Source organism: Pseudomonas sp. GM78 (assembly GCF_000282475.1).
Classification (GTDB): Bacteria; Pseudomonadota; Gammaproteobacteria; order Pseudomonadales; family Pseudomonadaceae; genus Aquipseudomonas.
Genome location: NZ_AKJF01000061.1, coordinates 1 through 16522 on the forward strand (window position 1 = coordinate 1; position 16522 = coordinate 16522).

Annotated in this window: 16 protein-coding genes and 1 pseudogene; 2 read left to right on the forward strand and 15 right to left on the reverse strand. The window is 61.4% G+C overall.

Going from position 1 to position 16522, the window contains the following annotated elements; translation table 11 throughout:
• Window positions 1–70 precede the first annotated feature (70 nt).
• Both PMI35_RS24215 and PMI35_RS24210 read right to left on the reverse strand, forming a co-directional pair.
• Window positions 71–394 (reverse strand): antibiotic biosynthesis monooxygenase family protein, encoded by a 324-nt coding sequence (locus tag PMI35_RS24215; protein WP_008056722.1) that lies wholly within the window; start codon window positions 392–394, stop codon window positions 71–73.
• Window positions 391–1098, reverse strand: a complete 708-nt coding sequence (locus PMI35_RS24210; RefSeq protein WP_008056724.1) for a CTP synthase C-terminal region-related (seleno)protein — start codon at window positions 1096–1098, stop codon at window positions 391–393. Before PMI35_RS24210 ends, PMI35_RS24215 begins: the two co-directional genes overlap by 4 nt.
• A 15-nt stretch (window positions 1099–1113) precedes the next feature.
• Here PMI35_RS24210 and PMI35_RS24205 point away from each other — a divergent pair, with 15 nt between their 5' ends.
• On the forward strand, window positions 1114–2055 hold the full coding sequence (locus PMI35_RS24205) for a LysR family transcriptional regulator (RefSeq protein ID WP_081504792.1): 942 nt from the start codon (window positions 1114–1116) through the stop codon (window positions 2053–2055).
• Between the two features lie 87 nt (window positions 2056–2142).
• On the opposite strand, the gene PMI35_RS24200 is transcribed toward PMI35_RS24205, so the two are convergent.
• Entirely contained in the window at window positions 2143–2754 is a 612-nt protein-coding gene (locus tag PMI35_RS24200; protein ID WP_008056728.1) for a TetR/AcrR family transcriptional regulator, read from the reverse strand.
• 215 nt (window positions 2755–2969) lie between these two features.
• On the opposite strand from PMI35_RS24200, the gene PMI35_RS24195 reads away from it, so the two are divergent.
• On the forward strand, window positions 2970–4031 hold the full coding sequence (locus PMI35_RS24195) for an MBL fold metallo-hydrolase (RefSeq protein WP_008056730.1): 1062 nt from the start codon (window positions 2970–2972) through the stop codon (window positions 4029–4031).
• 43 nt (window positions 4032–4074) lie between these two features.
• Here the strand turns inward: PMI35_RS24195 and PMI35_RS24190 are convergent, their stop codons facing one another.
• From PMI35_RS24190 to gap, 12 genes and pseudogenes are all read right to left on the reverse strand, one after another.
• Window positions 4075–4392 carry a helix-turn-helix transcriptional regulator gene (locus PMI35_RS24190; protein WP_008056732.1) on the reverse strand — a complete coding sequence of 106 codons (318 nt, stop codon included), beginning with the start codon at window positions 4390–4392 and terminating at the stop codon, window positions 4075–4077.
• A 144-nt stretch (window positions 4393–4536) separates the two neighbouring features.
• Window positions 4537–5508, reverse strand: coding sequence for a hypothetical protein (locus PMI35_RS24185; protein WP_008056734.1), 972 nt, complete (start codon window positions 5506–5508; stop codon window positions 4537–4539).
• A gap of 4 nt (window positions 5509–5512) precedes the next feature.
• Window positions 5513–6859, reverse strand: coding sequence for a CoA transferase (locus PMI35_RS24180; RefSeq protein WP_008056735.1), 1347 nt, complete (start codon window positions 6857–6859; stop codon window positions 5513–5515).
• A gap of 46 nt (window positions 6860–6905) precedes the next feature.
• Window positions 6906–7661 (reverse strand): methyl-accepting chemotaxis protein, encoded by a 756-nt coding sequence (locus PMI35_RS35820; RefSeq protein ID WP_408601063.1) that lies wholly within the window; start codon window positions 7659–7661, stop codon window positions 6906–6908.
• 102 nt (window positions 7662–7763) lie between these two features.
• Window positions 7764–9110: pseudogene (locus PMI35_RS35825) on the reverse strand (PDC sensor domain-containing protein); the annotation flags it as partial.
• 135 nt (window positions 9111–9245) lie between these two features.
• Window positions 9246–9635 (reverse strand): YbaN family protein, encoded by a 390-nt coding sequence (locus PMI35_RS24170; RefSeq protein ID WP_008056738.1) that lies wholly within the window; start codon window positions 9633–9635, stop codon window positions 9246–9248.
• 166 nt (window positions 9636–9801) lie between these two features.
• Window positions 9802–10410 carry a biliverdin-producing heme oxygenase gene (locus PMI35_RS24165; RefSeq protein WP_008056740.1) on the reverse strand — a complete coding sequence of 203 codons (609 nt, stop codon included), beginning with the start codon at window positions 10408–10410 and terminating at the stop codon, window positions 9802–9804.
• Between the two features lie 116 nt (window positions 10411–10526).
• Window positions 10527–13091: a TonB-dependent receptor gene (locus PMI35_RS24160; RefSeq protein ID WP_008056751.1), complete on the reverse strand. Its 2565-nt coding sequence runs from the start codon at window positions 13089–13091 to the stop codon at window positions 10527–10529.
• A 122-nt stretch (window positions 13092–13213) separates the two neighbouring features.
• The gene (locus PMI35_RS24155; RefSeq protein WP_008056752.1) at window positions 13214–14179 is read right to left on the reverse strand and encodes a FecR family protein; all 966 of its coding nucleotides are present in this window, start codon (window positions 14177–14179) and stop codon (window positions 13214–13216) included.
• A gap of 101 nt (window positions 14180–14280) precedes the next feature.
• A complete protein-coding gene (locus PMI35_RS24150; RefSeq protein ID WP_008056755.1) occupies window positions 14281–14799 on the reverse strand; it encodes an RNA polymerase sigma factor in 519 nt (172 codons plus the stop codon).
• A gap of 77 nt (window positions 14800–14876) precedes the next feature.
• The gene (locus tag PMI35_RS24145; protein WP_008056757.1) at window positions 14877–15341 is read right to left on the reverse strand and encodes a methylglyoxal synthase; all 465 of its coding nucleotides are present in this window, start codon (window positions 15339–15341) and stop codon (window positions 14877–14879) included.
• Between the two features lie 143 nt (window positions 15342–15484).
• On the reverse strand, window positions 15485–16486 hold the full coding sequence (gap, locus tag PMI35_RS24140; RefSeq protein ID WP_008056760.1) for a type I glyceraldehyde-3-phosphate dehydrogenase: 1002 nt from the start codon (window positions 16484–16486) through the stop codon (window positions 15485–15487).
• Window positions 16487–16522 lie beyond the last annotated feature (36 nt).

A 16522-nucleotide genomic window follows, 5' to 3' on the forward strand; every position in this document is an offset into this window, starting at 1 on the left:
CGGAGCCGGCTCGCTCCCACAATGGGATCGCGGACAGCCTGCAATCAGGTCGGCTGTCAGGCCGCCATTGCTACTGCTTGAACCCATATGCCCGCTCAACCCGGCACACCCGCGTATGACACTGCGCATACCAGGTCGAACGACCTCGCTCACGAATTGCCTGGTGCTCGGGATGCTGCTTCCACGCCAGGATCGCCTCCTCACTGGTCCAGTACGACACGGTGATCCCCAGCCCGACCTCACCCCTGGCCGACTCCACACCGAGGAACCCCGGTTGTTCCCGCGCCAGCTCGAGCATCCGCTCGGCGGCTTCGATGTAGCCCTGATCCCCCTCGGTACGCAGTGAGGTGAAGATCACTGCGAAATACGGTGCCGGCGGAGTATCGGCGATCATGACGGCTGCTCCGCGCAGGCCTGGACTAGGGCGCGCACCAGCGGTGGCAGGGTGCCCTTGAGTGCAGCGCGCTCCGGTTGGAACAGCGTGGCGACAAAGAACGGATGACCGCTGAGCTCGACCGCGCGCAAATCGTGCCCGGCATCATGGCCGACAGCGTGAAGTGCGTGCTTGAGCAGTTCCCGTTCGAATTGAGGATTCACACCGTAGCGGCAGCGATAGCCCTCACGAATTTCCGAGGTTTCATACGCCTTGGCGATCAACGAGCCTTCCAGCAAATGAATGGTGTCCACCGTTTCCACCAGTGAACATGCCAGCGGCGTGAGTAATGCCCGCGTTGCATCGGGTGCCGTCTCGCCATGTTCAGCATCCGACCAACCGAGCACGTTGCGCGCGTATTCCAGCACCGCGTGTTGAAAACCGCCGCAGGTGCCGAGGAAAGGTCGCCGCTGTTCACGGGCAAAACGAATTGCCCGCAACGCGCCATCCATGCTGCGATAAGGGCTGGCGGGCACACACCAGAAACCGTCGAACCCGTTGAGCGGTGTGTCGGCCTGCAGGCTATCGGTGGCCAGCCACTGCCCTTGTACGTTTCGGCCACTGTGTTCGGCGGCCATGCCGAGCGCCACGGGGATGGCCAGGTGGGCGGTGACTTGCGGGTCGTGATCGCCGATCAGGGCGATGCGAATGACGCGGTTTTCCATGGGGGACCTCGGCGCTTGTTGATTCCTGGCACCCACTATAGATTGGCGTTAACGCACTCAATATGGGCACTTTCCCAAGTGATCAATGCAGCGATGCACTATCGACTGGACTACCCGGACCTGGCCCTGGTTCTCGCCTTGGTCCGTGGTGGCTCTCTGGCCCGGGCCTCGCAGTTGATGAGGGTGGATGTCTCGACGGTGTTTCGTGCCGTGCGTCGACTGGAAGCCGCACTGGGTCAGACGCTGTTCGAAAAAAGCCGCGCCGGTTACCTGCCCACCACACTGGCGCAGGCGCTGGCGGAACAGGCCGAGCGCGCCGAACAGGCATTGGAAGCCGCAAGGGTCGGCGTGGAGCAGGGCGGTGAAGTCGTCAGCGGTACCGTGCGCCTGACCTGCACCGATTCGGTCCTGCAAGGCTTGCTGTTGCCGGCGTTGGCGCAGTTCATGCCGAACTATCCGGCGTTGACCCTTGAGCTCAGCACGTCCAACGACTTTGCCAACCTCAGCCGCCGCGATGCCGACATCGCCCTGCGCCTGACCCGTGCGCCACCGGAGCATCTGGTGGGACGACGCCTGGCGGGGATTTCCTACCGGGTGTGTGCCAGTGCCGCTTATCTGCAATCGGTCGATGAGACCGATCTTGCGTCACTGACCTGGATCGCTCCCGACGATTTTTTGCCTGATCATCCGACAGTGGCCTGGCGCCGCCAGGCATTGCCGGGGGTGATGCCGGGTTATCGCTGCAACAGCATGCTGTCGGTCACCGAACTGGTGCGGGCGGGGTTGGGCGTGGCGGCCTTGCCGGACTTTCTGATCGGTGACCGGTTGCAGCCGCTGGGCAAGCCGTTGGAGGGCTACGACACCGCGCTGTGGCTGCTGACCCGCCCGGATTGCCGCGCCCTGCGCTCGGTGGTGACACTGTTTGATGAGTTGGGGCGGGCGCTGAAGCTGCCGTAAGGCCGATCAGGAGTTTCATTCTGAAACACATTGCCCCGCAAAAAAGCCCGGCGATCAACCGCTCGGGGCCACCGTCGAAATTGTCATTTATTTCAACTCATAGCAGGCCAGGAACATGTCCAGCGCCGACTCCACTACGGTGCCCTGCATCTCGGCCGACAAACCCGGTAACCCCATGGAAATCTGCGGCCAGAATGCAAAGGATTTGAGCATGCCATGGACCTGTTGCGCGGCAAATTCCGGGGCGACCGCTTTCAGGCGTCCATCGGCCTGTGCGGCACGAATCCACAAGGTCAGGTTTTCTTCGCGTTCACCCATTCGGGTCACCATGCTTTGCGCGCGCTCGGGAGAATGGATGGTAGCGGCGATGGCTACCCGCGCCAGGTCGAGTAGATTTTCATCGCTCAACATCTGCAGCTTTGCTGTCAGCAGGTGACGCATCTGGTCACGCAAGGGCTGCTCGGGGTGATAGGGCGTTTCATGTTCCGCCGATACCCGCACCCACAATTGATTGAGGATTTCGGCGAATAATTCTTCCTTGCTGGGGAAGTGGTTGTACACCGTGCGCTTGGACACACCGGCGGTGGCGGCAATCTTGTCCATGCTGGTGATGTCGAAACCATTGGCACGGAATTCGACAATCGCCGCCTGAATGATGGCTTCGCGTTTACGGTCGGTGAGGCGCTTTGGAACTGTCATAAATACGCTTTGGGCAGGAGGAAATGAAAATTACACTCAGCAGTTTACTTGTGAGCCGCTTTGTTGCAACCTTGAAACTACACTGTGCAGTGTAATGTTTTGTTAATCCTGCCCGGTAAACAATAGAGTGTTCGGCTGATGCGTGCGTGCCTTGGCCATTTATCGTCCCAAAACGAAAATCGTGAAGTGTGCGGTTTTCCTGGAGTCATTCCCCCATGGCCAAATCAACTCCCCCGGCGAACAGCGCCTCCGGGCCTGAAGCTTCCCGACAGGCTCAAGGGCAGTTTCAAAACCATCGGCCGATACAGCGTTTGAGCCTTGGCAAAACCCTGCGCATCCTTTGGAACGCCATGTTCCACAAGCCGCTCAACACCCGCCCGACGGCGCCTGTGCCAGTGCAACCGCTGACACAATCGGCACTGATGGCAGCACCCAACCACAGCGTCTATCGCCTGGGGCACTCCACGGTACTGCTCAAGCTGCGAGACAAATTCTGGATCACCGACCCGGTGTTCGCCGAACGCGCCTCACCCGTGCAATGGGCCGGTCCCAAGCGTTTTCACCAGCCGCCGATCAGCCTCGACCAATTGCCCCCGATTGAAGCGGTGATCCTGTCTCACGATCACTACGACCACCTGGACTATCACGCGGTGCTCAAGCTTGCCGACAAGGCCAGGTACTTTCTCACTCCATTGGGCGTGGGCGACACCCTGATCAAGTGGGGTATCGACGCCAGCAAAATCCGCCAACTGGACTGGTGGCAGGGCACTGAGGTCGAGGGCATCGAGTTTGTCGCCACCCCCTCGCAGCACTTTTCCGGCCGTGGCCTGTTCGACGGCAACAGCACCCTCTGGGCCTCGTGGGTGATGATCGATGGCGATACGCGGATCTTCTTCAGTGGCGACAGCGGCTACTTCGACGGCTTCAAACGCATCGGCGAACAATACGGCCCTTTCGACCTGACCCTCATGGAAACCGGCGCCTACAACGTCGACTGGCCCCATGTGCATATGCAACCTGAGCAAACCCTGCAAGCCCACCTCGACCTCAAGGGGCGCTGGCTGCTACCGATTCACAACGGCACCTTCGACTTGTCGACGCATGCCTGGTACGAACCCTTCGACCGCATCCTGGCCCTGGCCTGGGAGCGCAATGTCTCGATCACCACGCCTCGGATGGGCGAGGCATTCAACGTGATGGCTGCTCAGCGCGGTACTGCATGGTGGTATGAAGTCGAAGAGCAGATCTACCAGGAGTGTCCAGGCCGTAGTTTCTAATCTGTGCAAGTCGGGTCGTAGCTCCAGTGCTGAAGTTGCGACCTCACTCAACCATCGCAAAATCCGCTCGCCCCACCGGATTCGGCGTAGCGCCTTGCACATTCATCCCTCTGCCCGGTGCAAACCCCGGGAAGAACACCAGCCCTTCCGATTCAAACCGATACGCCAAGGCCAGGCGAGTGACGTCCAGCAACTCCTGCCGCGCCTCGAAGCGCTCAATGGCCTGCACCGAAACCCCGGCTTCGCGGGATAACGTTTCCACGCTCCAGCCCAGCATCGCTCGGGCCTGGGCGCAATGGGCCGGGGTGAACTGGAACAGGGCGATACGTTCCAGGGTGATTTTCATCGCTTGAGAGGCCATGGGGTTCTCCGGGCTCGAGAGTGTTGAATTCAAATGTACTGTGTTTTTGTACAGTTGTTTTCGATCCGGATCAAACGCATTTTTCGATTTTTGCGATTTCCGGCCCCTTGGCCAGACGGAAGGTCACTGCCTGCGTGCCGGGTATTACTCGCCCTCCAACTGCGGCGCCTCCCGCACGATAAAATGATCCAGATTCTCAATGTTGGCGCTGAACACCCCGAACGTCTGCTCGGGTTTTTTCTTGCTGGGCACCTGCTGCAATGCAGGCTGGACGCCATAAAAGAAGCAATACAATGGCCGCCCGCCCTCGATGGCGTGCTTGATCTCCTCCAGGAACGCCTTGCGTTTGCGGTAGTTGTCGATCAGCTTCTTGCTCAGGTAAACGTTGACCGGGTAGGGCTTCTTTTCGAACCAGGCCTTCTTCTCGAAATCGATGCGAAAGCTCTGGGTGTAATCCTTGATCTGCTTGATCTTGCCCCAGTAAATCAGCCCCTTGTTGTCTTGCAGGTACTCGATCTTCTTGAAAAACCCGGCATAGGTGGCCGTGTGCTCGCCAATCTTCAACGGCATGCGCTTGAGCAGCGCCTTGTCCTCGAAGTTCGACACGAAGCATTCCACCGGGTGGGCGAAGACACGGGTCTTGTCCGGCGTCGATTCTCGCCCGGGCTGCTCGACGCCGCTGGTCGTCGAAGCCGCCGCTGGCGCATCCCTTTGCAGATCGGCAGCCCCGGTCGGGGGCGACGGCTTGCGCACATACTCACGCCGATTCAGCAGCAGTTCCGAGGGGAAATGTTCCTCGCGACTGTCGTCCGTTTCCTCGCCGTCTGCCTCCACGGCCGAAGCCGGGGTCTTCAGACTCACATAAGGGCAACTCGCGACATGCCGCGTACCCGGCAGATTCTTGAAGTGCGGCGTGCGCACGTAGTTGACGTTCTTGGCGTTGAACGTGCCCAACGCGTTCGTCCCATCGAACGCCAGGCGACAGGCATCGTTGGGGCACTGGAAATGTTCTTTCGCGGAATCGAACGCCATCGTCTCGTCGAAATTCAAATCGCGCACGTCGTAGATCGACAGTTTTTCATCAAGGCCAAGGCAATAGGCAAGGTCGAATTTCATGGTGTTACCACTGCGCGCGATGTGAACCCAATTCAGAAGCCGCAAGCGTCCACTGCAGCGGCGTCCCGGTGATCTTCAGCGGCACGTGCAAGCGATGTGCCGGGCCCCATGGGGTTTGCTCGACCAGCATCCCTTGATCATGTTCATCTTCGGCCCGCAACGGCTGGTCGCTGCCGGCACCGTTGTCGATCAACAGCTTTGCCGTACGCGCCAGCGACAACCGCGCTGAGCCACCCTGCCCGTTGTTCAAGCGTGCTGCCAATAACCGGATCGCACTGGCCGCCATCAAGTACCCGGTGGCGTGATCGAGCGCTTGCAGTGGCAAGGGTGTCGGTTTGTCTGCATGCGTGAGGCGCATACCCGCGTCAGCAATGCCGCTGCTCATCTGCACCAGGCTGTCGAAGCCGCGGCGGTTCTGCCACGGGCCACTCCAGCCGTAGGCGTTGAGGCACACGTCGATCAGGCCAGGGATCCGTTGCTGGCGTTCGGCGGCACCATAGCCCAGACGTTCCAGGGCATCGGCGCGGTAACCGTGGAGCACGATGTCGGCGTCCTTGAGCAGGTTTTCGAATACAACCCGATCGGTTTTATCGTGCAGGTCCAGGCGCGTACAACGCTTGCCCAGCGTCATCTCCGGCACTACGCCAGGCTCGTTCCAGGCGGGTGGGTCGATGCGCAGAACATCAGCGCCCAGGCCCGCGAGAAAGCGGCTGGCGACGGGGCCTGCGAGCACGCGGGTCAAATCCAGCACCTTGATTCCGGCCAGTGGTCGGGCCACCGAACCTTGCCAGGGTGCGCTGTGGCGGTTGTGGCCGGCGGTGAACTGAATCAGTGGCTCGGCATTGACCGCGAGCCCTTGCGGATGGACCTGCCACTGTTCCCGGCTGCGCATTTCGGCGGCACAGCCACCGGCCTCGACCACGGCTTGCTCCAGATCGCTCTTGGCCCATTGCGCCACTTTACTGGCCATCGCCTGGCGGTCGACGCAAGCACCCAGCACCGATTCAGCGGCGGCGCGATGATGAGGCGCATTGGTGTGCAGGCGGATCCAGCCATCCTTGGTGGCGTAGTCCCCGGCGATCGGGTCCCACAGTGGCGGTACGTTCCAGCCCAGCGGGCGGATCGAACTGGAAAACCAGAAGGAGGCCAGGCGCCGGTCGACTTCAAGACCGGGCAAGCGACCGGTTTGCTGCTGCAGCAATTCGCTGACAGCCTGGCCGGCGGCGGCGATGCTGGCGCACGCCAGGTCGGTGACGGCGAACACCGAGGGCAGGGCGCCGCTGGAGGTGAACGCAATGGGGGTGTGCGGCATGCCGAGTTCGGCTTGAATGGACGTGAGTAAATCAGTCATCGACGGGCCCTCCGGAGCGAGAGCCCGAGCATAAATCAAAAACCGGTCACACCCGGAACTGATCCATCAGTTTCATCTGCTGGGTGGTCAGGGCATTGAGCTGGCTGCTGATCTGCGCCGATTCGGTGGCTTGTCCGGTGAGGGTTTCGGTGACGGTACGGATGGCCGAAACGTTGCGATTGACCTCTTCGGCCACGGCGCTTTGCTGTTCGGCGGCGCTGGCGATCTGCAGGTTCATGTCGCTGATCACCGTGACCGCGTCGCTGATTTTGCCCAAGGCCTGGACCGCTTGCTGGATCTGCCCGGCGTTGCTGTGGGCCTGGGTCTGGCTCGAGTGCATGGTGGCGACCACGCCGCGGGTGCCGCTCTGGATGCGTTCGATCACCAGGCGAATTTCTTCCACCGAGTCCTGGGTACGTTTGGCCAGGTTGCGCACCTCGTCGGCGACCACCGCAAAACCGCGACCGCTCTCGCCCGCACGGGCGGCTTCGATCGCCGCGTTGAGCGCCAGGAGGTTGGTCTGTTCGGCGATGCTGCGGATGACTTCCAATACCGAACCGATCTGCTCGCTGTTGACCGCCAATGCCTCGACTTCAGTCACCGCCTTGCTGACTTCGTCGGCCAGTTGATTGATGTCGCGGGTGCTGCGCTCGATGATCTGCATGCCATCGCGTGCCGACTGATCGGCACCCTTGGCCGCGCTGGCGGCGTTCGACGCACTGTTGGCGACGTCGTGGGCGGTGGCGCTCATTTCATTGGATGCGGTGGCGACCTGGTCGATTTCGCGAAATTGCACCTGCATGCCTTCGCTGGTCTGGCGGGCGATTTCCGAAGACTGGTCGGCGGTACCGCGCGCATCGGTAATGCTCTGCTTGATCTGCGCGATGGTCGGCTGCAGCTTGTCGAGGAAACGGTTGAACCAGCTGACCAGTTCGCCCAGTTCATCCTTCTTGCCGTAGTGCAGGCGTTGGGTCAGGTCGCCGTCGCCGCTGGCAATCGCCTTGAGCATCTGGGCCACGCTGTTGATCGGTCGGGTCACGCCAGACGCGGTCAGCCACATCAGCAGCAGGCCGATCATGCCGGCAATGATCGCCACGCCCAGCGCTTTGATCGTGCCGCTCTGCTGGGCGTCATCAAGTACTGTTTGCAGCTTCACCGAATCGGCCAGCAACACTTGCTTGGGCAGGTCGATCACCACGGCCCACGCCTTGGCGTCGGCAATCGGACTGACCGGGTACACCGCCCGAATCAGGTCGCCCTGTTGGAGAATCTTCGGCGTACCGCTGGCGAGCAATTGCAGGATGTCCTTGCCGTCCGCACCCAAGGTGTCGCCGATGTTCTTGCCCACCTTCGTCGGGTCGACGCTGTACGCCGCCACCACACCGGTGCCGGAAACGATCAGCATGTGACCGGCGTTGTTGAACAACTCGCGCTGGGAGTCGACCGCCGCCGCTTGCAGCGCGTCGAGGGCGATGTCGATACCGACCACGCCGATGGACTTGCCATCCACCAGCAGCGGCACGGAAATGGTGGTCATCAACACTTCCTTGCCGCCAACGGTATCGGCGTAGGGGTCGAGCAGGCAGGTGCGCTTGCTGTCCCGAGGGCAGGTGTACCAGACGTTGTAGGGCGTGCCGCTGAGGTTCAGGGTGGTTTTGGTCATGTCCTCTTCGACCATGATCGTGTTCAGCGCTTCCCCTCCGGCACGGCTCCAATAGGTCGCGAAGCGGCCGATCTCGTTGGACTGGCGGGCGGCGTCACTGACGAACTCGCTGTCTCTGCCGTCCAGGCCGTTGGGTTCGAACGCCAGCCAGATGCCCAGCACTTTGCCGTTGCGTTCGAAGGCGGTCTTCAGGCTCTGGTTCAACTCTTCACGCAGGGCGCCGGGCTCAAGCGAACGCTTGGCGGCCATGTTGCGCAGGTCCTTGATCTGGTCCGCCAGGGCGGTCACCACCGTCAGGGTTTCACCGAACGTCTTCTGCACCCGCACCCCTTGCTCCGCGGCTTTGGCCTGGAGCAGGTTCTGCACACTGTCGGTAAGCATTCTGCTGCTGGAGGTGCTGACCAGCTCATCGTTCTGATTGGTCTGATAGAGGTTCATGCCCACTATCGATGCAACCACGCCAAGCAGGCACAGGCCGGACAGCAGGACGATTTTCAGGCGGATGGACAGTGAGTCGAACATAGGGCGAGCTCGCGAATGGATGAAAGGTCGGCTGTGAGCCATTGCGGCTCGACACGCCAAATCCATTTAGCGCCATTCAATGCACATCGGCCTGGGGCACAGGTTGCATGAGGGGGCTGCCGACGAACGGTCATGGTTGATCGTTTGCGCGGGAAAATGTGCCGAAAAGTGGGTGAAAAACGGGAAAAGTCGCGGCGAAACCTAAGGTTGTGGCGCCAGTGATTCCGGTCGCGACCAGATCCACAGATTGCCCAGGCCCATGCCGACAATCGCCAGGTAGATCGGCCAGCCGTGGTCGAGCATCACCAGCATCAACGTGGCGCATAGCAGCATGCTGACGGTGGCGCTGACCTTGGCCCGGCGCGCAATGATCTTGCCGTTGCGCCAGTTACGGAGAATGGGGCCGAACAGCCGATGATTTTCCAGCCAGGCACTCAAGCGCGGCGAGCTTCGAGTGGCAGCCCAGGCGGCCAGCAGGATGAACTCGGTGGTCGGCAGGCCGGGTATGACGATGGCGACCAGGCCGATGGCGAGGCTGACATAGGCCAGCAGGCCGAAGAGGAGGCGGGCGAGTTTGGAGGAGGCAGGCATAAGCTCAAAGGACGCATGTGAGGCTTGATGAAGATCTTGCAGGCTGACTCGATCCCTTGTGGGAGTGAGCCTGCTCGCGATAGCAGTCTTACAGTCGACATCACTTTTGAATGTCAGTCCGTCATCGCGAGCAGGCTCACTCCCACAAGGATTTGTGGAGTATCAATCAGGCCGGTTCGGCAGCTGTCGAATAGGCCTGTTCCAGCAACACCGTGAAGCGGTTGAAGGCATCGATGGCGCCTTTGTCCAGCTCCGCTTCTTCCTGGGCATTCAGCTCCAGTTCATCGAGGGTTTTGACGAAGTTTTTCCAGCCTTGCGCACGGCCACCGGCCGGTTCGCCAAGGTGGCGGGCACCGAAGGTTTCGCTCAGGCCAAGGCCCACGGCACGTTTGATCAGGAACGCGGCGCCCAGCTTCGAGCCTTCGGAGACGAAGAGCCAGCCCAGGGCCTGGGCCCTGGTCGGGTTTTGCAGTGCGCCTGCGACCGGCGCCGGCACTTCGGTGTCGAGGTCCGCCAGGTCCGCTTTGGCCGCATCGGCACGGCAACGGGCTGGCAGGTCCGGGACGATGGCCGTCAGTTCGGCATCGTTGTACAGCGCCACCAGTTCCGACTGGAACAGGTATTGCGCGACCACGAAACGGGCGAAATTGGCTTGGGTTTCAAAGGGGGCATGGGCTTTGACCAGTGCATCGAGCTTGCTGTGCGGCTCGTTGGTGACCTGGTTCAAGCGTTGCGAACGCAGGGTGGGGCGTTGGGCGGTGTCCTGGTTGGTCATGGCAAATCCTTGGGAAAGAAGAGGCGCTTGGTAACGAGACGAATGAGCAGGCGCATGACAGTAAAAAATCCTCACCGGGCGGCTGTTACCAGCGTCGCGCGGTGAGGTGCACGGGCTCAGATGTCCCAGACCAGATTGATCGCGAAGTTGCGGCCAGGCTGGGTCAGTCGATCGAGGTTGGCGGGCTGGGTCACTGAGGCTTCGCCGACGCTGTCGTAGCCGCGTACGTCATCCCACTGCCAGTACTTCTTGTCGGTCAGGTTGTACAGGCCGGCGTTGACGGTCAGGTCGTCGGTCACCTTGTAGAAGCCCGCCAGGTCGAGCACGCCGTAACCCGGTGTCTTGAACTGGGTGCTGGTGCCGTCCGGGGTGTTGAAGCTGGTGCTGTCGACCCGGGTCTTGCGTTTGACCAGGGTCCAGCTCAGCAATGTGCCGTACTTGTCCTGGTCATAGCCCAGGCCGAATACGCCGCTCAGCGGGTTGATGCTGTTGAGCGGCTCGCCGCTGTCATCGTTGCGACCATACAAATAGGCCACCGAGCCCTGGGTGTAGAGGCCGCTTGGCGCGCCGAAGGTATCCAGGTTCAAGCGCCCCTTGAGCTCCAGGCCCTTGATGGTGGCGTGCTGGATGTTGTTGCTCTGGAAGGTGGTCTCGGGGTAGCCGGGGGTAATGGCGTTCTCGTCGATGAAGTCGCGATATTTGTTGTAGAACACCGCGACATCGAAAGTGCCGGCGTCGAACTGCCCGCGCAGGCCGGTTTCATAGCTCTTGCTCTTTTCCGGTTCGAGGTCTGGATTGGGTGCGACCTGATAGCCGCCCGCCACGTTTTCGAAGCGTCCATAAAGGGCTTTGGCAGTCGGCGTGCGGAAGCCTTCGGCGTACTGGCCGTACCAGGTGTAGTGGTCGTTGAAGCGGTAGGTGGTGCCGAATTTCGGCGACAGGCGATGCCAGGTCTTGTTGTCCTCGTTGACCTCGCCGTTGCCGCTCTGGTCGGCCGTGGCCAGGAACTCATCGGTCAGGTGCGGCTTGAGCTGGGTGTAGTCGTAGCGCAGGCCGGGCATGAAGTTCCAATTGTTCCAGGCGATCTGGTCCTGGGCGAACAGGCTGTAGGTGTTGATGGTCGGGTCCGGAAAGTCGCTGGCCGGGGTCAGGGTGTCGGCAGCGCTGGCAGCGCCGATGACGCGGCACGCACCGGCCACGGTCAGGCAGGTGCCGCTACCGGTGCGCAGGCCGGTGACTTTGTCCTGCTTGATGGTGGTGCCGTAAGTGACGACATGGTCGGTGTCGGCGATGGCAAACGCCTTGTCAGCCTGGGCATCGAAGACCCATTGGCGGTCCTTGTAGGTGGTATCGCGGTTACGCAGCACCGTGCGCGACGGCGCGTAGATTTCTTCGGTGCTCTGGTCGGTCTTGGCGATCTGGTAATTCAATGTCCACTTGATGTTGTCAGCCAGCAGGCTGTCCACGGCGAAGCGGTGGTCCAGGCCGAAGCGCTCGCGGGTGATGGTGTCGTTGCCGGTGCGCGACTGGTAGAAACCGAAGCCGCGTCCTGCGTTGAACGGACCACCCACGGCGCTCAGCTGATTGGTGTCGCGATCGTCCTTGTAGTGCTCGTACGTCAAGCCGAAGCGTGCATCGTCGGCGTAGTTCCAGCCTAGCTTGGCCAGCACGTTGGTGGTGCGCACGTCCTCGGGGTTGGCTTCGGTGCGGTCCAGGCCGGTTCCACCGGTTTCGCCGTAGGACTCGGTTTCATGACCGTTGCGCTGGCTCAGGTGCAGCAAGCCGTCGAAGTCGCCGGTGCGCCCAGCCACGGTGCCGGAGGTGAGCCAGCTATCATCGGCCGAGCTGTAGCCGGTCTTCAGGCGAGCACCGACGTCCTGGCCTGGCTTGATGATGTCGTCCGGGTCCAGCGTGTAGTAGCTGACCGCGCCACCAATGGCGTTGCTGCCGTACAGCACCGAAGCCGGGCCGCGCAGGATTTCCACGCGCTTGACGATTTCCGGGTCGACATAGTTGCGGTTGGTCTGGGCGTAGGGGCCGTTGAAGAAACCGTCGGGTACCTGCACGCCGTCGACCTGGGTCAATACGCGGTCACCATCGATGCCGCGGATGTTGTAGCCGGAAAGGCCCGCGCGGGTGCCAGTGCCGCCCACTGAAACACCCGGCTCGTAGCGAACCAGGTCCTTGATGTTATTGACGTTGTTGCGGTCGAGATCTTCGCGAGTCTGGACAGTGACGGTGCTGGGCACACTGTTGATGTCCTGTTCCTGGCGCGTGGCGCTGATGGTCACCTGTTCCAGGTTGAGGGCCCCGGCGACGGCGCGCCGCTCCAGCACGATGTTGTTGTTGCCGAGTTTGCGATAGCTCAGGTTGGTCCCCACCAACAGGCGGTCCAGGGCTTTTTCCGGCGGCAGCGATCCGCGCACGCCCGGTGAGTCGATGCCTTGCGCCAGTTCGGCCGAGAAACCAACCTGCCAGCCGGTCACCGTAGTGAACGCGTTGAGCGCCGACACCAGTGACTGCTGAGGAATGGCGAACGAGTAGTCGCCCATGTTGCGGCTCGGTGCGTCGGCAGGCGTGGCGGCCATGACCGGCGCAGTACCGGCCATCAGGATGGCGGCGGTCAGCAGCGACAGTACGCGGGAAGGTGAAGTGGCTGGGCGGGTAAGGCGAGAGGACATCGATAGCGCTCCGTGTCGCACGAATCTTTATAGTTGCTGATTGGCATTTAGAGATGCGAATCAATTGCATTGGCTATAACGAGACGTACGAGCTTTGGCTATCGAGTAAAAATAATTCTCATTTAGTTCAAGATGACCAGCGCAGGGTATTCCTTGAGCTGCGCGGAGGTGATGTGAGCCAGCGAGCGGACCACGTCCAGCGGCTGGTCGAGGCGATAATTTCCGGTGACGGCAACATTCGCCAATTGCTCGTTGTTGTTGATGATCCAGCCCGGATAGTAGCGACGCAGCTCCGCCAGCACCTGGCTCAGCGGGCAGTTTTCAAACACCAGGCGACCCTGGACCCAGGCCAGGTCAGTGGCGACGTCGAGTTTGGCCGGGCGGTCGAAACCATTGGGGCCGATGCGGATGCTTTCCCCGGCCGTCAGCCGAACCCGGGCGTCGTCGCCGGTAGCACGCAGGTCGACATCCCCGCGCTGCACCCGAACCTGCGTCACGCCGTCGAGGTAACGCACGGCAAATGCCGTATCACGGACACTCGCGGTGACCCGACCCGCGTCGATTTCCAGCGGCAGGCCGCGATGCGGCTGCACGTCGAAAAACGCCTCGCCCTGATACAGCCGGGCCACGCGCTTCTGGTCGTTGATGGTGCTGGAAAACGCCGAGTTGGTATTGAGCAGGACTTTCGAGCCGTCCTCCAGTTGCAGGCGCTGGCGTTCACCGACCACGGTCAGGTGATCGGCCTGCAGGCGCATCGGCAGATTGCTGAAGCTGAACAGGCCGAGGATCAGCACGGCGGCGGTGGCCAACGGCTTCCAGTGCGGGCGCAGGCGCGACAGTACGCTGACTTTGGCTGGGCGCGCCGCCAGTTTTTGCGCGCATTGCGCGACTGGCGCACCGTTCCAGATCGCCTGAGCCTTGGCGAACGCCTCGACATGGGCCGGGTCGGCCGCGAGCCATTGGTGGAACTGGCGAGTCTGTTCTTCGTTCGGGCTGTCCAGCACGATCAGCCAGTCCAGGGCCTGGTCCATCGCCTCGGCTGTGGCCTGCGCCGGGGAAGGCGAAGGGGCGCGGTGGGTGTCCGTCACGGTGTTTCCTCGGCGTGTCTGTGCACGGCTGTTTTTTTAGTGAAGCGCAAAAGAGGGCCAAGGGTAGCCCTGATGAACAAGGTCGTCGAGCCACGGGTGGCTCAGTGGCCGTTCGACCGGTCGGCCACGCCTATGCAGATGGTCATGATCAGTTTCAGCTCCTTCTGCACGGTACTGAGTGACACGCCGAGTTTCTCGGCGATCTCCAGATAGCTGTGGCCGTGCAGGCGGCTGAGGATGAAGATCTGCTGCTGGCGGGAGCTGAGTTGGCTGAGGCGCACGTTCAAACGCTCGAGCAATTGTTCGGCATGGGCGGCGTCCTCGGCGCTGCTGGCGGGGGCGGCGACGCTTTCCACCACGTCCAGCGGCACGTCGTCGACCATGGTTCGCGAATGGATGCGTCGCGCGCGCAAATGGTCCAGTGCCAGGTTGCGGGCGGTCTGGAAAACAAAGGGTTCGAGGTGATCGATGGCCCGCTCGCTGAGTGCACGGCTCACGCGCAGGTAGGTCTCCTGCAAGAGGTCTTCGGCGGTGCTGTGATTGTTGACCATCCGCTCCAGCGTACGCAGCAGAGAGATTCGCTGGTTGATGAAGACGTCGTTGAAGCGCGATTGACTCACGGGAGAACCTGATCCATTTCGAGTGAATGATAATGCTTATCATCCGCTCGAATGGTCAAGTACTGATTTGTGAAGGTTTACGCCCGACCCTGCAAATAGGTGGCGTAATCGGGAATCCGATGCCCGTGCGCCTGATCCATCAGCGGGCTGCTGAGCAGGTAGTCGGCGCTGCATTCGTTGCACGCCACCGGAATGTTCCAGACTGCCGCGACCCGTAGCAATGCCTTGATGTCGGGGTCGTGTGGCTGTGGTTCGAAGGGGTCCCAGAAGAACACCAGCATGTCGACCTGTTGCTCGGCGATTCGCGCGCCGAGCTGTTGGTCTCCGCCCAGGGGGCCACTGATCATGCTTTCCACGGGCAGGTCGAGACGTTGTTGCAATAACAACCCGGTGGTGCCGGTGGCGACCAGTTCATGTTGCGCGAGCCGGTCTTTCTGCCGCTCGGCCCAGTCCAGCAAAAACACTTTGCAATGGTCGTGGGCGACCAGGGCTATACGCTTGCGCGCGGCCAGGGTCTTTTGGGTAAAGGTGATGCCGATCATGGGTCGTTGCTCCAGAAATCACACGCACCTGTAGGAGCGAGCCTGCTCGCGATGAACATGAAAACGCCGCGGGGCATCAGGTTCCCCACGATATCGTTCACGACCATCGCGAGCATGCTCGCTCCTACAGGATTGGGGGCTGCTTATTCGGCGTTGCACAGCGCCAGGCAGTTATCGAGCATGCGGTTGGAGAAACCCCATTCGTTGTCGTACCAGGCCAGCACCTTGAGCAGCTTGCCGCTGGACTTGGTGTGGTTGGCGTCGAAGATCGACGACAGCGGGTTGTGGTTGAAGTCGCTGGAGACCAGCGGCAAGGTGTTGTAGCCGAGGATCTTCGAGTGCTGGGCGGCTTGCCTGAGCAGTTCGTTCACCTCTTGTGCGCTGGCTTCTTTTTTCAGCTGAACGGTCAGGTCGACCAGGGAGACGTTGATCACCGGCACGCGCACCGCCATGCCCGTCAGTTTGCCCGCCAGTTCCGGCAGCACCAGGCCGACCGCTTCAGCCGCACCGGTCTTGCTCGGGATCATGTTCTGGGTGGCCGAACGGGCGCGGTACGGGTCGGTGTGGTAGACGTCGGTCAGGTTCTGATCGTTGGTGTAGGCGTGGATAGTGGTCATCAAGCCACTTTCGATGCCCAGTTCGCGGTGCAACACCTGGGCCACCGGGGCCAGGCAGTTGGTGGTGCACGAAGCGTTTGAAATAATCTGGTGCGATTGGCGCAGAATGTCGTGGTTGACCCCATAAACCACAGTGGCGTCGGCGCCTGTGGCCGGGGCCGAGATAATCACTTTGCGGGCACCGGCCGTAATATGCGCGGCGGCTTTGGCACGGTCGGTGAACAGACCGGTGCATTCGAACACCACATCGATTTTTTCCGCGGCCCAGGGCAGGTCGGCCGGATTGCGAATGGCGCTGACCGCGATACGGTCGCCGTTGACGGTCAGGCTTTCCTTATCATGCTGGACATCGGCGTCGAACGTGCCGTGAACCGTGTCGTACTTGAGCAAGTGCGCATTGATCGCGCTGTCGCCCAGGTCGTTGATGGCGACGATCTGCAAATCCTGGCGATAGCCTTGGGTATAGAGTGCCCGGAGGACGTTACGACCGATTCGGCCAAAACCATTGATTGCGATTCGTAGAGTCATTTGTCAGCGCCGCCGTCGTTTTGTTGTTGGAATTAC

Excerpts from the sequence above, each read along its gene's own strand:
- PMI35_RS24185 (WP_008056734.1), bottom strand. The coding sequence starts at position 5,508 with ATGAAATTCGACCTTGCCTATTGCCTTGGCCTTGATGAAAAACTGTCG.
- PMI35_RS24190 (WP_008056732.1), bottom strand. The coding sequence starts at position 4,392 with ATGGCCTCTCAAGCGATGAAAATCACCCTGGAACGTATCGCCCTGTTC.
- PMI35_RS24165 (WP_008056740.1), bottom strand. The coding sequence starts at position 10,410 with ATGACCAACCAGGACACCGCCCAACGCCCCACCCTGCGTTCGCAACGC.
- PMI35_RS24145 (WP_008056757.1), bottom strand. The coding sequence starts at position 15,341 with ATGATCGGCATCACCTTTACCCAAAAGACCCTGGCCGCGCGCAAGCGT.
- PMI35_RS24210 (WP_008056724.1), bottom strand. The coding sequence starts at position 1,098 with ATGGAAAACCGCGTCATTCGCATCGCCCTGATCGGCGATCACGACCCG.
- PMI35_RS24195 (WP_008056730.1), top strand. The coding sequence starts at position 2,970 with ATGGCCAAATCAACTCCCCCGGCGAACAGCGCCTCCGGGCCTGAAGCT.
- gap (WP_008056760.1), bottom strand. The coding sequence starts at position 16,486 with ATGACTCTACGAATCGCAATCAATGGTTTTGGCCGAATCGGTCGTAAC.
- PMI35_RS24200 (WP_008056728.1), bottom strand. The coding sequence starts at position 2,754 with ATGACAGTTCCAAAGCGCCTCACCGACCGTAAACGCGAAGCCATCATT.
- PMI35_RS24180 (WP_008056735.1), bottom strand. The coding sequence starts at position 6,859 with ATGACTGATTTACTCACGTCCATTCAAGCCGAACTCGGCATGCCGCAC.
- PMI35_RS24215 (WP_008056722.1), bottom strand. The coding sequence starts at position 394 with ATGATCGCCGATACTCCGCCGGCACCGTATTTCGCAGTGATCTTCACC.
- PMI35_RS24160 (WP_008056751.1), bottom strand. The coding sequence starts at position 13,091 with ATGTCCTCTCGCCTTACCCGCCCAGCCACTTCACCTTCCCGCGTACTG.
- PMI35_RS35820 (WP_408601063.1), bottom strand. The coding sequence starts at position 7,661 with ATGCAGGTGCAATTTCGCGAAATCGACCAGGTCGCCACCGCATCCAAT.
- PMI35_RS24170 (WP_008056738.1), bottom strand. The coding sequence starts at position 9,635 with ATGCCTGCCTCCTCCAAACTCGCCCGCCTCCTCTTCGGCCTGCTGGCC.